The sequence below is a fragment of the Citrobacter braakii genome (assembly GCF_009648935.1).
In the GTDB taxonomy this organism is placed as follows: Bacteria; Pseudomonadota; Gammaproteobacteria; order Enterobacterales; family Enterobacteriaceae; genus Citrobacter; species Citrobacter braakii.
In genome coordinates, this window is sequence record NZ_CP045771.1 from 4,885,982 (window position 1) to 4,898,997 (window position 13,016).

Below are 13,016 nucleotides of genomic sequence, written 5' to 3' on the forward strand. Positions count from 1 at the left end.
TTAATGAGTGACGGGAGCAGATTGTTGACGTAAAGAAGTCACTTGCTTTTGCTTGTCCAGCTTATCCACCAGCGGTTGCACAACCTTCTCTCCCTGCTGGCCAAAATATTGATACAACGTATCGGAAGCGCTTTGCGTCAGCACCATGATCTCAATGCGACGGTTCCCGGCACTTTCCGGGTTTTTCGCATCCAGCAGCATTTGGTCCGCCATCGCGCTGACCTGCATGACTTTATTCTGCGGCATTCCGGCATCTTCCAGCACGCGTCGCGCCGACAAAGCGCGGTCGCCGGAGAGGTTCCAGTTGTTGTAAATGTTACTCTTATAGCTCATCGCGTCTGTATGCCCGGTGATGATTATCTTGTTATCAAGCGAGTCAAACACGGGAGTCAGTTCAACCAGCAGCGATTTAAAGAACGGCATAATCCTGGCGCTACCGCGTTCAAACATATTGCGATTCTGGTCATCTTTAATCAGTACGCGCAGCCCCTGAGGAACAATCTCCATTTCAAGGTTAGTTTCCATATGCGCATTGCGGGCGATAACGTTAATGTCGGTCGCCAGTTCGCCCAATTCGCGGGCTGATTTTTGTTTCAGCAGCACCGCTTTTTCATTCACATCCAGCGCCTTTTTCGCGTTCTCTTCCGTAATTTTCGCCGTCTCCTGCGGGTTGACGGTTTTATCGAGTTTGTTGCGCGTGACGTTTTTCTTCTGCGCTCCCGGCGCTATCGGCTGCTTGCCCAGCTTATTTAACGGCGCCATACCGCCACCGTTAAAGATTGACTGACCATGCAGCGCCGCCACGATATTTTCGCGGTCAGCTTTACTGACGCTGTTCACAATCAACTTTATCGTGGTTACCAAGGGTGCCGAGCGTATCTCCGAGGTTTCGGCCCGCTTTACGCTGGACGCCATGCCCGGGAAGCAGATGGCGATCGATGCCGATCTGAACGCAGGCCTGATTAATCAGGCCCAGGCGCAGGCGCGACGTAAAGATGTGGCGGGCGAAGCGGATTTCTATGGCGCAATGGACGGTGCGTCGAAGTTCGTGCGCGGTGATGCCATCGCCGGGATGATGATCCTGGCCATCAACCTGATAGGCGGCGTCTGTATCGGTATTTTTAAATACGATTTAAGCGCCGAAGCCGCCTTCCAGCAATACGTACTGATGACCATCGGCGACGGTCTGGTCGCCCAGATCCCATCTCTGCTGCTGTCGACGGCGGCAGCGATTATCGTTACTCGCGTGAGCGACAGCGGTGATATCGCCACAGACGTGCGTAGCCAACTGCTGGCCAGCCCCTCCGTACTCTATACCGCCACCAGCATTATGTTTGTACTGGCGGTGGTACCGGGAATGCCGCATTTCCCGTTCCTGGTGTTCAGCGCCCTGATGGGGTTCACCGCCTGGCGTATGAGCAAGCGCCCGAAGGTGGCTGAAACTGAAGAGAAAAATCTTGAGACGCTGACCAAAACCATCGTTGAAACCACCGAGCAACAGGTCAGTTGGGAAACTATCCCTTTGATCGAGCCAATCAGCCTGAGCCTGGGGTACAAACTGGTGTCGCTGGTAGACAAATCCAAAGGGAATCCGCTCACTCAACGTATTCGCGGTGTACGGCAGGTTATCTCAGACACTAACGGCGTGCTGCTCCCGGAAATTCGCATCCGCGAAAACTTCCGTCTAAAACCGACCCAGTACGCCATTTTTATCAATGGGATCAAGGCTGATGAGGCCGATATTCCTTCAGATAAACTGATGGCGCTGCCCTCCAGTGAAACGTATGGCGAGATCGATGGTGTGTTAGGCCACGATCCGGCCTATGGTATGCCGGTGACGTGGATTGTCCCGGCGCAAAAAGCCAAAGCGCTAAATATGGGGTATCAGGTCATTGATAGTGCCAGCGTCATTGCGACGCATGTGAATAAGGTCATTCGCAACTTTATTCCCGACCTGTTTAACTACGATGATATTACCCAACTGCATAACCGCCTCTCTTCGATGGCCCCCCGTCTGGCGGAAGATCTGAGCGCGGCGCTGAATTACAGCCAGCTCTTGAAGGTTTATCGGGCGCTACTGGTCGAAGGCGTGCCGCTGCGCGATATCGTTACCATTGCCACCGTACTGATCGCCAGTAGCGCCGTCACTAAAGATCATATTCTGTTGACGGCAGATGTGCGTCTGGCGCTCCGTCGCAGCATTACCCATCCGTTTGTGCGCAAAGATGAGCTGGCGGTCTACACGCTGAATAATGAGCTGGAGAATCTGCTGGCTAATGTAGTGAATCAGGCTCAGCAAAGTGGAAAAGTGGTGCTCGATAGCGTACCGGTCGATCCTAATATGCTGAATCAGTTCCAGACCAATATGCCGCAGATTAAAGAACAGATGAAAGCCGCGGGTAAAGAGCCGGTACTGCTGGTCGCACCGCAGCTACGTCCTCTGCTTGCGCGCTATGCGCGCCTGTTTGCACCAGGCTTACAGGTGTTGTCATATAACGAAGTTCCGGATGAGCTGGAATTAAAGATTATGGGGGCGTTGAGTTAACCCCTGACGAGGCGGTGCCATTCGCACCGCCTTTTTGATTACAGAATGGTATTTTCCGTCAGAATACGACGAGCGCCGAGATAATGATCCTGCCAGAAGTCATCGGATAAATTGCTCACCCGAATCGTTTCTCCCGTACGCGGCGATTCAATAAATTGTCCCTGCCCCAAATAGACGCCCATATGATCGGCAATATCCCGACTGTGAATATGAAAGAACAATAAATCACCACGACGAAGGTCGCGATTAGCGACGATGGTCGCCCGCCGATAGTGATACATTTCATTCGCCGTACGTGGCAATTTTGCTGCCAGAATTTTGTTGTAGGCATAAAAGATCAGCCCGCTACAGTCAAAGCCTTGTTCCGGGCTGGTCCCGCCCCACAAATAGGGTTTACCTAACTGCTGCTCAAGACGGTGGATTGCCACTTCGGTTATGTTGTGCAGATGATCGCTACTGAGAAAATGGTCATTCTCAGCCAGCTCCTGCCAGCGTTGATCGCTCGCTTTTAGTGGCCCCGGGAACCACTCCGGGTGCTGTTTAATCAGCGTCCTGTTTTGCTGGCGCAGCGCGCTTTTACTTTGCGCATTACCTTCCACCACATAACTTGCCTGCTTTTTTACCTGCGCGTGGTACTGCTTCAGCAGCCGGGCGCGGTTACGCATGCGTAATTGCGCCGCATAGCTTAAATGGGCGTCAGATAAGAGGGGCTGAACTTTGGCGACAGACGGCGAGGACAACACAACACACAAAGACAGCAGACCCGGCAAAAAGCGTCGGGGCGCAGAGACAAAAGACATGAAAACAACACTACCTAATCAAACACGTTCGCCGCAGTCTACCGCTATTGCCGGGCATTCCATTTTAATATTCGATTATTAAATTATTAATTTTTTAAATTCAATATATTAGGAATTCTGCACTCAGAAGACTTAATGACGTGCGCTAACCCACAAAATACGTCAGTGTCTGACTGCCTTTAAGCACAATTTTCCGTATAAAGAAAATCTAAAGTGTAAACGCCGCACGAGAGACTTGCGAAAAACTCTCTGGGTGATAATGTGAGCGCTCCAGATCCAGATTTATCCGATTTGGGAACTCTTTTTGCCGTCCTGGCGTGTGTAATCGTTTTATCAAGGAATAAGCAGTATGCGTAAAATCGCATTTTTTCTTGCGATGCTTTTATTGCCGTGCGTTTCATTTGCCGGTTTGCTGAGCAGCAGCAGCCCGACTACGCCTGTCAGCAAAGAATATAAGCAGCAATTAATGGGCTCCCCCGTCTATATCCAGATCTTCAAAGAAGAGCGAACGCTGGATCTGTACGTCAAGATGGGCGAACAGTATCAATTGCTCGACAGCTATAAGATCTGCAATTATTCCGGCGGCTTAGGTCCGAAACAGCGTCAGGGCGATTTCAAAAGCCCGGAAGGGTTTTACAGCGTACAGCGCGGGCAGCTGAAACCGGATAGCCGCTTTTATAAAGCGATTAACATTGGTTTCCCTAACGCCTATGACCGCGCACACGGTTATGAAGGTAAATACCTGATGATCCACGGCGCCTGCGTTTCCGTCGGCTGCTACGCAATGACCGACAACGGCATTGATGAGATTTTCCAGTTTGTCACCGGCGCACTGGTGTTTGGGCAGTCCAGCGTGCAGGTTAGCATTTATCCATTCCGCATGACCGATGCCAACATGCAGCGCCATAAGTTCTCGTATTACAAAGAATTCTGGGCGCAGCTAAAGCCTGGCTACGATTACTTTGAACAAACGCGTAAGCCACCGACCGTTTCCGTCGTCGATGGCCGTTACGTTATCAGCAAGCCGTTGAGTCACGAAGTGGTTCAGCCGCAGCTGGCATCAAACTATACGCTCCCCGAGACAAAATAACGCCCACTCGCCTGGCATAATCTTTTGCCAGGTTTCATTGCCGGTTAGCGGCTGAGTGGCAATCACGGTGACCACATCATTGGGTGTGGTCTCTGAGCTAAAATCGATTTCCACATCCTGATCCAGCAGCGTCGCCACGCCAAACGGCGCACGACGGGTGATCCAAAACAGGTTGGTCGAGCAGAAAGCCATCACATAACGCCCGTCAGACAACAGCATGTTGAAGACGCCCTTCTCACGCAATTCTCCTGCCAGCATCGCGATATATTTAAACACTGCCGTCATATTGCCAGGCGTACGCGGATACCGTTCAGTCAGCTTGTGGAGCAGCCAGCAGAAAGCTTTTTCGCTGTCGGTTTCCCCGACCGGGCGGAAATTACCGGTTTCCAGCGATTTATAGCCGCTGAGCTGTCCGTTATGAGCGTACGTCCAGTTACGTCCCCACAGTTCACGCGTAAATGGATGGGTATTTTCCAATGCCACTTCGCCACGATTCGCCTGACGAATATGGGCAATCACGGAACAGGATTTGATGGGATAGTCTTGTACCAGTTTGGCGATAGGCGAATTAAAGCTGGGTTGCGGATCTTTAAACGTACGGCAGCCCTTACCTTCATAAAACGTAATACCCCAGCCGTCTTTGTGCGGCCCGGTACCTCCGCCGCGCTGAACCAGCCCGGTGAAGCTAAAGCAGATATCGGTTGGCACATTGGCGCTCATCCCGAGCAGTTCGCACATACATCACCTCCACAAACGCCTTTAAGCGGGAAGGCGTAATTGTTGCAGCCAGTTTAGATTCGGACAGCGCGCAGAAACCGGAGCGTACACGTAGTACGTGAGGATTTCGGGCACTGCCCGGATTCAAAATGGCAAATAAAATAGCCTTCTTACTTCACCATCTCTTTTTCGATCAACTGGATCAGGATATGGATTACTTTGATATGAATTTCCTGAATACGGTCAGCATAGCCAAAGTGCGGCACGCGAATTTCGATATCCGCACTACCCGCCATTTTGCCGCCATCTTTACCGGTCAGGGTGATGACTTTCATCCCTTTCTCGCGCGCTGCGGCAATCGCTTTAATCACGTTACCGGAATTCCCTGAAGTAGATATGCCTAACAGGACATCGCCTTCGCGACCCACGGCTTCAACGTAGCGGGAGAAGACATAATCGTAACCGAAATCGTTGCTGACGCAGGAGATATGGCTGACATCAGAGATAGCGATCGCCGGGTAGCCAGGGCGGTTTTCGCGATAACGTCCGGTCAGCTCTTCGGCGAAGTGCATCGCGTCGCAATGGGAACCGCCGTTACCGCAAGAAAGTACCTTACCGCCAGCTTTAAAGCTGTCTGCCAACAGGACCGCCGCGCGCTGAATGGCGTGAATATTGGCGTCATCTTTAAGAAAATTAGCCAGCGTTTCCGCCGCTTCGCTCAGTTCGTTACGAATAAGATCCTGGTACATGAGGATATCCTTCAGCATGAATGTAAATGACAAGATGCAGTGTACCGGATAGCGCTACCAGCGAGAAGTACAAGCCACAGGAATGGCTGCGGCTTTTGATTTTTTGTGCCGGTTAAAACAGCAACAATGTGAGCTTTGTTGTAATTATTTTGTAAACACATTGCTAAAAGAATTTACATCCACTACAACCATATCATCACAAGTGGTCAGACCTCCTACAAGCAAGGGAGCTTTTCGTTATGATGATTTTGAGTATTATCGCTACGGTTGTTCTGCTCAGCGTTCTGTTTTATCACCGCGTGAGCTTATTCCTCAGCAGCTTAATTTTGCTCGCCTGGACAGCTGCGCTTGGCGTGGTTGGCCTGTGGTCAATCTGGCTGCTGGTTCCTCTGGCCATTCTCCTCGTACCGTTTAACTTTACGCCAATGCGCAAATCCATGATCTCTGCGCCAGTGTTCCGCGGTTTCCGTAAAGTCATGCCGCCGATGTCGCGTACTGAGAAAGAGGCGATTGATGCCGGTACAACCTGGTGGGAAGGCGACCTGTTCCAGGGCAAGCCAGACTGGAAAAAACTGCATAACTATCCTCAGCCGCATCTGACAGCTGAAGAACAAGCGTTTATTGACGGCCCGGTGGAAGAAGCCTGCCGCATGGCGAACGACTTCCAGATCACCCATGAACTCGCGGATCTGCCGCCGGAACTGTGGGCGTATCTGAAAGAACACCGCTTCTTCGCGATGATCATTAAGAAAGAGTACGGCGGGCTGGAATTCTCCGCGTATGCTCAAGCTCGCGTTCTGCAGAAACTCTCCGGCGTTTCCGGGATCCTGGCGATCACCGTTGGCGTACCTAACTCCTTAGGCCCTGGCGAACTGCTGCAGCATTACGGCACCGAAGAGCAGAAGAATCATTACCTGCCGCGTCTGGCACGTGGTCAGGAGATCCCCTGCTTTGCTCTGACCAGCCCGGAAGCGGGCTCCGACGCAGGCGCGATCCCTGATACCGGCGTGGTTTGTATGGGCGACTGGCAGGGCCAGCAGGTGCTGGGTATGCGCCTGACCTGGAATAAGCGTTATATCACGCTGGCGCCTATCGCTACCGTACTGGGTCTGGCATTTAAACTCTCCGACCCGGAAAAACTGCTGGGTGGTGAAGAAGATCTTGGCATTACCTGTGCGCTGATCCCAACGTCAACGCCAGGCGTACAAATTGGGCGTCGACACTTCCCGCTGAACGTGCCGTTCCAGAACGGTCCGACGCTGGGCAAAGATGTCTTCGTGCCGATTGATTACATCATCGGTGGCCCAAAAATGGCCGGTCAGGGCTGGCGCATGCTGGTGGAATGTCTGTCCGTGGGCCGCGGTATTACTCTGCCGTCTAACTCGACGGGCGGCGTGAAATCGGTCGCAATGGCAACCGGCGCGTATGCGCACATTCGTCGCCAGTTCAAAATCTCTATCGGTAAGATGGAAGGTATTGAAGAGCCGTTGGCACGTATTGCGGGTAACGCGTACGTGATGGATGCAGCGGCGTCGCTGATTACCTACGGTATTATGCTGGGTGAAAAACCGGCGGTGCTGTCGGCCATCGTGAAGTATCACTGTACCCACCGTGGACAGCAGTCAATCATCGATGCAATGGATATTACTGGCGGTAAAGGCATTATGCTTGGCGAAAGCAACTTCCTCGCCCGTGCTTATCAGGGCGCGCCTATCGCCATTACCGTTGAAGGTGCCAACATTCTGACCCGGAGCATGATGATCTTCGGTCAGGGGGCGATTCGCTGCCATCCGTACGTTCTGGAAGAGATGGCCGCGGCACAGAGTAACGATGTGAATGCGTTCGACAAGCTGCTGTTCAAACACATCGGCCACGTCGGCAGTAACAAAGTGCGCAGCTTCTGGTTGGGCCTGACGCGCGGCTTAACCAGCAGCACGCCAACCGGCGATGCGACCAAACGTTACTACCAGCATCTGAACCGTCTGAGCGCTAACCTGGCACTGCTTTCGGATGTCTCCATGGCCGTACTGGGCGGTAGCCTGAAGCGACGTGAACGTATCTCCGCGCGTCTGGGCGATGTGTTAAGTCAGCTGTATCTGGCCTCTGCGGTACTGAAGCGTTATGACGATGAAGGCCGTAATGAAGCAGACCTGCCGTTGGTTCACTGGGGCGTTCAGGATGCGTTGTACAAAGCGGAACAGGCGATGGACGACCTGCTGAAAAACTTCCCGAACCGACTGGTCGCGGGCTTGCTGAATGTGGTTATCTTCCCTACCGGTCGCCACTACCATGCACCGTCTGACAAGCTGGATCATAAAGTCGCGAAGATTCTGCAGGTTCCGAGCGCCACTCGTTCTCGCCTTGGCCGCGGTCAATACCTGACGCCGAGCGAGCATAACCCGGTAGGTTTGCTGGAAGAGGCTTTGCTGGATGTGATTGCAGCCGACCCTATCCACCAGCGGATCTGCAAAGAGCTGGGTAAAAACCTGCCGTTTACCCGCCTGGATGAACTGGCGCACAATGCGCTGGCTAAAGGGCTGATTGATAAAGACGAAGCCGCAATTCTGGTGAAAGCCGAAGCGAGTCGTCTGCGTAGCATCAACGTGGATGACTTTGAACCCGAAGCGCTGGCGACTCAGCCGGTAAAGCTGCCAGAGAAAGTGCGTAAAATCGAAGCGGCCTGAATATCGGCGAAATAAAAAGCGGAGCTGAAGCTCCGCTTTTTTGCTTACACATTAGTTGTAGTTAAACGCATCAGGATGATTTTGCAGGCTCCCGCTCAGCGCAGCGAACAGTACCGTTTTACCATCGATTGACAGCTCGTCGCTCACGTTCAGCCACGTTAGTTTCTCTCGTGAGGTTTTCTCATCAACCGTTGAGAACACCCCCATCATCTGCTGTGACTTTTCTGACCACAGCACCGCAATACGTTCTGCACTGCAATCATGCGGTTTGCACGCGCTCAGAACCTGGTATGATTCGCCACCCAGCTTCACCGTCTGCGTCGGGGAAGATGTTCCCCCTTTATTGATCCATGCGGGCAATTTATTCCCTTCCACCATTTGGCTGTACGCTGCTTTTGTCGCATCATCTTTCGCCAGAGTGCTCAGGTTAATATCGCTTTGCGCCATTGCACCTGTTGCCACGACCATCGTAGCGATAGTGGTTAATATCTTTAGCATTTTTCCTCCTTGGACGATCCCCGCATTATTCTGCCTGTAAATGGTGGTTGGAGATACTGATAAATGCAAATCAGCGGTTTCTGGAAAATGGCCTTTCAATATGTCCCCCACCCACACACTCCGCGAATAAGATGTTAGAGTTAACTTAAGCCCACAACGAGGAGTTTGGTACTGTGTCTGGTTTGAAGATTACTCTCTTACAACAATCTTTGGTCTGGATGGATGGTCCGGCTAACCTGCGCCACTTTGATCGGCTGCTGGAAACGCTCACCGGACGCGACGTGATCGTCCTGCCCGAGATGTTTACTACCGGATTTGCTATGGAGGCCGCCGTTCAGTCACTCGCGCAGGAAGAGGTGATCCAGTGGATGCGAGTAAAAGCGCAGCAGACACAGGCTCTGATTGCCGGGAGCGCCGCTCTCTTGTCTGAACGTGGCCCGGTAAACCGCTTTTTGCTGGTCGAACCCGAAGGTAATGTCCATTTCTATGACAAGCGCCATCTGTTCCGCATGGCGGATGAACATCAACATTATCAGGCGGGTGACGCGCGGGTTATTTTTGAATGGCGCGGCTGGCGCATTCTGCCGTTGGTCTGTTATGACCTGCGTTTTCCAGTATGGTCGCGCAACCGCAACGATTACGACCTGGCATTGTATGTCGCCAACTGGCCGGCGCCGCGTTCGCTACACTGGCAGGTTCTGCTCACCGCGCGGGCAATTGAGAACCAGGCTTATGTAGCAGGATGTAACCGCGTGGGTACTGACGGTAACGGCCATCATTATCGCGGTGACAGCCGGGTGATTAATCCGCAGGGTGAGATTATTGCCACCGCCGAGCCGCATCAGGCTACGCGCATTGACGCTGAACTGTCACTCTCGGCGCTGCGCGAGTACCGCGAGAAGTTCCCCGCCTGGCAGGACGCTGACCCGTTCACGCTGTAGATATCGCCTTCTTCCCGCTGCACAACGTTTTCCGTAGCGGGATTGTTTCACTCCGTAACCAACCGCAAAACAAATTCGCGTGGCGACGTGCTTCGGGCATCGTATTCTGCAAAGGATAATCACTCGTCACCAGCGAGTGACAGACAATGTTAATAATTCCCTTATCAGGATCCCGAAATGAAGAACTTCGTACGCATGACTTTGCTGGCGGCAACCGTGGCTGGCGCTTCTTTTAGCACGCTTGCAGCAAACGTATCCAATGTACCCGCACCAGCTCAGGACCCGGTAGTTCAGCACCTTAAACTGAGCACTGACCAGGTTGCGCAGATTAAAAAACTGCACCAGCAGCTTGAAACCAACGTTAGCCAGATATCGGTGAAGGATGTTAAAGACGGCGCGTTGATTGACGTCATCAAGTCCGGGAAATGGGATGACGCCGCCGTCAAAAAACAGCTTTCCGCGTTCAGCAATATTGAACAGCAGGCGCGTTATTACCGCGTGAAATACTATTTCGACCTGAACAAAGTACTGACCCCAGAACAGCGCCAGCAGGTGCAAAAAGATATCGCACAGACGCTGAGCGAATAATGACCATGGCCTGAATCAGCAATGATTCAGGCCTTTCGGTAATACTTCCTGCTCGAACAAAAATCCCTGCACAGCATCTGCGCCGCTCATACGGCAAATGGCATAATCCTGCGGCGTTTCCACCCCCTCGATCACAACCCGTTCTCCCAACCCGCGAAATTGATTGACCAGTACCCTCAACTGCCACTCCGACGTCCTGAACTGATGAAACATTCCGCTTTCAATTTTGATGGCATCGAAACGGATGCCAGACAATCGCCAGACAAAAAATAGCTCAGGCGAAACATCATCCAGCCACACGCGAAACCCGTGACGCACCAGGGTTTTGACGGCAATGCATACAGCCTGCTGTTCTGCCTTTTCCAGTCGCATCATGGTGCCAGGATCCTGTATTTCGATAACAATCCGCCCCTGATGCGCCTGCCGGGCGAGCTGCGCAATCCACGACAGACAGGTCAGCATCCTGACGGATAAATTCAGCGAATAACTTCCTGAGAGTGCCAGTACCTGCCGCATTTGCCACAGAAATAGCTGCTGTTTTGCGGTGATGGAAAGGTGCTTGAAAAAAAGATCGAGCGGTAGCGGCGTGCGTACCTGACTTAACACCTCACAGACATCCAGCGATGCATCATCAAAAAAATGGATGCGCTGCAAACGGATCCCGGTGATCCGCAGCAGCTCGGCGTTGCGGGGAAGCTCTGGCACATGGCGGGTCTGTTCGCTGAATCTGTTCATATCATTCCATTTTTTGATTGAAAGGACGTCGTGCATCCTGCAGCCACGGGATACGACGATCGTTCGGGTATGTCAGGTAAAAGCGCGTCGCCAGACGATGCGCCTCAGGTAGGTCGCGCTGCTGTAACGCCAGCAAGATTTGCGTGAAGGAGACATTCGGGTCTGGGTGAACACGCACATAGTCAGGCGCCCAGCGGCGAACCGCTTCCAGCCAGCGAGCGTCCCGGGTACGCTGATACCGTTGCAGATACCCCATCTGCACATCAAACCGGTAGCGAGGGGCAAGGAGCCAGCCTCCTACCGGGAGCGACTCGGCCAGACGCCACTGCGCTGACTGTCGCTCCGCCAGCGTCAACTGCTGTTGCGTGTGCAGTGAGAGAAGCAACAATGGCGTGAAGGTTAAAAACGAGATCAATGCCAGCGCACGAATCAGCGACGTCGACGTAAGCGTCAGGCGAGCCACTTTTAGCGGGCTATCTGCACAACGAAGCAGCAGGATCAGCAGTAACCAGTGTGGTGTTGACTGCCTGACGGGGTATTCCGTCAACATATGAATAACCACCGGCAGCGCCGCCACCAGACAAGCGCGACGCCAGCGATTTCCGTGCATCCACAGCCAGAAGCCTCCCGTAATAAAGCACAGCGTCCCCGCCAGCCCAACCAGGCCGCCCTCCACCAGCCACAGCACCAGCTCATTGTGCGGATGCGAGATGCTGCTCAGCCCCAACGGCCCCGCACGTTCGAGAAACACGGCGGCAAAACTGCCCACGCCCCACCCCGTCCACGGGCGTTCGGCAAATAATGCCAGTGACGTTTTAAGCACCGTCCAGCGCACCTGGGAAGTGGTCAGGTGATTGACTGTAGCAACGGACAAAAAATGGCGAGCGAGCGTGCCCGCCACCATGCCTAACGCCAGCGGCAGCAAAAGTAGCAACAACATACGGCGTTGCGCTGGGAAAACCACCAGCAGCAAGACTTCACCTACCACCACAGACACATAGCCGGTTTGCGACTGGGATTCATGCAGCACAAAGCCCATCATCACCAGGGCAATCCCGATGACAATTCGATATCTGTCGCGTAGCCGTAAAAAGAGCGGAGCTGACAGCAGCACACCAGATGCAGTGAAGCTGGCCATCAGATTGACCTGCTGAAAAATACCGTAGGGCCGCGTACCGCGTCGCCAGGCAAACTCCCAGTAATCAACACCCGGCAAATGCCAGTACTGATACAAAAACGCCAGACATTCGATGACGCACGCCCCCCATAGCAGAGTCAGCAGTACCGTCAGGGTGTTTGCCGCAAGCGGAATCTGTAATGTCACCAGATAGACGAGCACGCCTCCCAGCAGCGCCCCTGCGACCAGCTGCGCCTCGAACTGCCAGACGCCAGGCGTCAGCAGACAAAGCAGCGTCAGGATGAGCGCCCCCATCGAAAAAACCGTGGCGGGGACAGTGATGCGCCAGCGTTGACGAGGAACCAGCACTGATGCGCTTGCAGCCAGCACAACGGCATAAATCCAGCTCGTAATATTAAGCGGCAACGACAGACCGCTGCCGCCGTTATTCAGCCAGTAGAGATGCATTCCCCCACACCAGAAAAACAGACTAATAACGAGCAATAATTTCTGCGCAGGCAGCGGGGCAATACGATTCAGTGCGTTCATCAT

The 13,016-nt window shown here is 53.2% G+C and carries 11 protein-coding genes and 1 pseudogene; 5 read left to right on the forward strand and 7 right to left on the reverse strand.

Translation table 11 applies throughout. The features are described 5' to 3' along the window. Entirely contained in the window at positions 1-915 is a 915-nt protein-coding gene (gene lafU / locus GFC06_RS23055; protein WP_071600315.1) for a putative lateral flagellar export/assembly protein LafU, read from the reverse strand. Between lafU and GFC06_RS23060 the strand changes: the two are divergent. Next, positions 827-2,545: pseudogene (locus GFC06_RS23060) on the forward strand (flagellar biosynthesis protein FlhA); the annotation flags it as partial. The gene lafU and the pseudogene GFC06_RS23060 sit on opposite strands and share 89 nt — an antisense overlap. A 38-nt stretch (positions 2,546-2,583) precedes the next feature. On the opposite strand, the gene GFC06_RS23065 reads toward GFC06_RS23060, so the two are convergent. Beyond that, complete coding sequence (locus tag GFC06_RS23065) at positions 2,584-3,345, reverse strand: C40 family peptidase (RefSeq protein ID WP_016155761.1); 762 nt, start codon at positions 3,343-3,345, stop codon at positions 2,584-2,586. A 349-nt stretch (positions 3,346-3,694) separates the two neighbouring features. On the opposite strand from GFC06_RS23065, the gene dpaA reads away from it, so the two are divergent. Beyond that, the gene (dpaA, locus tag GFC06_RS23070; protein WP_016151817.1) at positions 3,695-4,435 is read left to right on the forward strand and encodes a peptidoglycan meso-diaminopimelic acid protein amidase; all 741 of its coding nucleotides are present in this window, start codon (positions 3,695-3,697) and stop codon (positions 4,433-4,435) included. Here the strand turns inward: dpaA and GFC06_RS23075 are convergent. Continuing rightward, positions 4,406-5,173, reverse strand: coding sequence for a class II glutamine amidotransferase (locus GFC06_RS23075; protein WP_016151816.1), 768 nt, complete (start codon positions 5,171-5,173; stop codon positions 4,406-4,408). The genes dpaA and GFC06_RS23075 overlap by 30 nt on opposite strands. Positions 5,174-5,322: 149 nt before the next feature. Continuing rightward, positions 5,323-5,901 carry a D-sedoheptulose 7-phosphate isomerase gene (gene lpcA, locus GFC06_RS23080; RefSeq protein ID WP_016151815.1) on the reverse strand — a complete coding sequence of 193 codons (579 nt, stop codon included), beginning with the start codon at positions 5,899-5,901 and terminating at the stop codon, positions 5,323-5,325. A 239-nt stretch (positions 5,902-6,140) separates the two neighbouring features. On the opposite strand from lpcA, the gene fadE reads away from it, so the two are divergent. Next, complete coding sequence (gene fadE, locus GFC06_RS23085; protein WP_049281681.1) at positions 6,141-8,585, forward strand: acyl-CoA dehydrogenase FadE; 2,445 nt, start codon at positions 6,141-6,143, stop codon at positions 8,583-8,585. Positions 8,586-8,636: 51 nt separating this feature from the next. Here fadE and ivy read toward each other — a convergent pair whose 3' ends face one another. Continuing rightward, positions 8,637-9,083 (reverse strand): Ivy family C-type lysozyme inhibitor, encoded by a 447-nt coding sequence (gene ivy, locus GFC06_RS23090; RefSeq protein WP_047498493.1) that lies wholly within the window; start codon positions 9,081-9,083, stop codon positions 8,637-8,639. Positions 9,084-9,256: 173 nt separating this feature from the next. On the opposite strand from ivy, the gene GFC06_RS23095 reads away from it, so the two are divergent. Together GFC06_RS23095 and GFC06_RS23100 are read left to right on the forward strand one after the other, a co-directional pair. Further along, on the forward strand, positions 9,257-10,024 hold the full coding sequence (locus tag GFC06_RS23095; protein WP_153690710.1) for an amidohydrolase: 768 nt from the start codon (positions 9,257-9,259) through the stop codon (positions 10,022-10,024). A 177-nt stretch (positions 10,025-10,201) separates the two neighbouring features. Next, positions 10,202-10,612: a Spy/CpxP family protein refolding chaperone gene (locus tag GFC06_RS23100; protein ID WP_053389578.1), complete on the forward strand. Its 411-nt coding sequence runs from the start codon at positions 10,202-10,204 to the stop codon at positions 10,610-10,612. Between the two features lie 15 nt (positions 10,613-10,627). Here the strand turns inward: GFC06_RS23100 and GFC06_RS23105 are convergent, their stop codons facing one another. Both GFC06_RS23105 and GFC06_RS23110 read right to left on the reverse strand, forming a co-directional pair. Next, positions 10,628-11,347 (reverse strand): EAL domain-containing protein, encoded by a 720-nt coding sequence (locus GFC06_RS23105; protein WP_047357616.1) that lies wholly within the window; start codon positions 11,345-11,347, stop codon positions 10,628-10,630. 1 nt (position 11,348) lies between these two features. Further along, positions 11,349-13,016 (reverse strand): O-antigen ligase family protein, encoded by a 1,668-nt coding sequence (locus GFC06_RS23110; RefSeq protein ID WP_153690711.1) that lies wholly within the window; start codon positions 13,014-13,016, stop codon positions 11,349-11,351.